The sequence below is a fragment of the Echinicola sediminis genome, from assembly GCF_054777495.1.
Genome location: NZ_BAAHAP010000221.1, coordinates 1 through 1,543, shown reverse-complemented (window position 1 = coordinate 1,543; position 1,543 = coordinate 1). Strand labels below are relative to the sequence as shown.

Sequence of the window (1,543 nt, the reverse complement as noted above, 5' to 3'; positions counted from 1 at the left end):
GGTGGGGGAGTAGGCGTAGAGGGTAATATGGGAATCCCTGGAATCAATATCAGTAATGATCTTAGTTATTACCTCAATAATCGTCTTTCTCTTAATCCCTCATTGCTTCTTTTTCAATCGACGGATTTTTCACAGAAAAAGTCCAATGCCAACCCCTATCCTTCGATGGCCGATAGAAGCACGGGTTTTCTGGCCAATTTTGCTTTTCAGGCGGATATGCTAAAAACCGACAAAGGATTGAGGGTGGGTTTAGCAGCAGGGCCTTCTTATCATTTTGGGGTCGATAATTATTTCCGAGGTTATGGTAATGACGAGAATAATGAGTTGGTGTCAAATGGTTATAATAGGATTTCAAGAAGTCAGCTGGGCTTGATCACTCAATTGTCCTTTGACTGGAAAGCAAATCAAGCTACCCGAAAGCAATCCGTCGATCTTTCAGTCACCGGTTATGATAGATTATATGGTTGGCATGCGATGTTGACCTATAAGGTGGGATTTTTGCTTCGATAGGAGTTTTTTCCTAATATAAGGAATGGATTTTGTGCTGTTGGAACCTTACCCTTTTTACTATGGCTGATAAAGAAGAAAAAAAACGTCAACGGAGCATTGATTCGGAGCTTAAGAAGTCCTCTTCCAAGTCAAAGGACGGCACCAAATCCCATGGGGAGATCCTCAAACAGCAGATAAGTGAGGGCCTGGAAACCTATGACCGCAAGTCGAGCAGCCTTTTACTGAGTTCCTTTACTGCAGGGTTGGAGATCGGCTTTAGTTACCTGTTGATCTGTTCTGTTTTTTTTCATTTCGCAGACATTGTGGGAGAAGAAAACAGCTTTAAACTGATCTCCTTAGTTTATCCCATTGGCTTTATCATGGTGATTTTAGGCCAGTCCATCTTGTTTACCGAACAGACTTCATTGCTGACCTTGCCAGTGCTGAATAATAAGAGGGGGATCCGTAGCTTGCTAAGAATTTGGGGTTTGGTAATTACGGGGAATATCGCCGGCGGCTATGCCATAAGTTTGCTGCTGGTGTGGATTGCTCCTAGATTGGGGATTTTTGACATGTATACCGTTGAAAAGATTGCCCTGCACGTGACAGATCATAAATCGGTGGTCATATTTAGCAGTGCGGTCTTGGCCGGATGGCTTATGGGCCTGCTTTCTTGGTTAATGTCTTCTTCCACAGATACACTCAGCCGTATTTTCATCATCTTTATCATTACGGCCACCATGTCCTTTACAGGTTTGCATCACAGTATTGTTGGTAATGTTGAGGTCTTTTCAGGCCTGCTGAGTTCGGAAAAGATCAATTTTGCCAAGTACCTCAACTTCCAGTTTTTTGCCCTGTTGGGGAATGCAATGGGAGGCGCTGTGTTTGTGGCCTTGCTGAAGTACCGTGCCTTTGTTTATAATATTGACGTAAAGTAGGGAATTAGTTATTGGGGACGTATTTAACATATACCCTGATCAGAGTTAAACCATTAAGAAATGAAGGGGTTAAGGGCATTAAGGTTTTTGGGTGAGGTCTTGTATAAGCCAATCCT

Annotated in this window: 2 protein-coding genes; both read left to right on the top strand. The window is 42.9% G+C overall.

Going from position 1 to position 1,543, the window contains the following annotated elements; all coding sequences use genetic code 11:
• Positions 1-510: hypothetical protein (locus ACYVAA_RS22850; protein ID WP_460546385.1), on the top strand; the 510-nt coding region annotated here is incomplete at its 5' end.
• A 59-nt stretch (positions 511-569) separates the two neighbouring features.
• Positions 570-1,427 (top strand): formate/nitrite transporter family protein, encoded by an 858-nt coding sequence (locus ACYVAA_RS22845; RefSeq protein ID WP_460546382.1) that lies wholly within the window; start codon positions 570-572, stop codon positions 1,425-1,427.
• The last annotated feature ends 116 nt before the right edge of the window (positions 1,428-1,543 follow it).

Bases quoted from the DNA above. Each gene is read 5' to 3' on its own strand.
- ACYVAA_RS22845 (WP_460546382.1), top strand. From the start codon at position 570: ATGGCTGATAAAGAAGAAAAAAAACGTCAACGGAGCATTGATTCGGAG.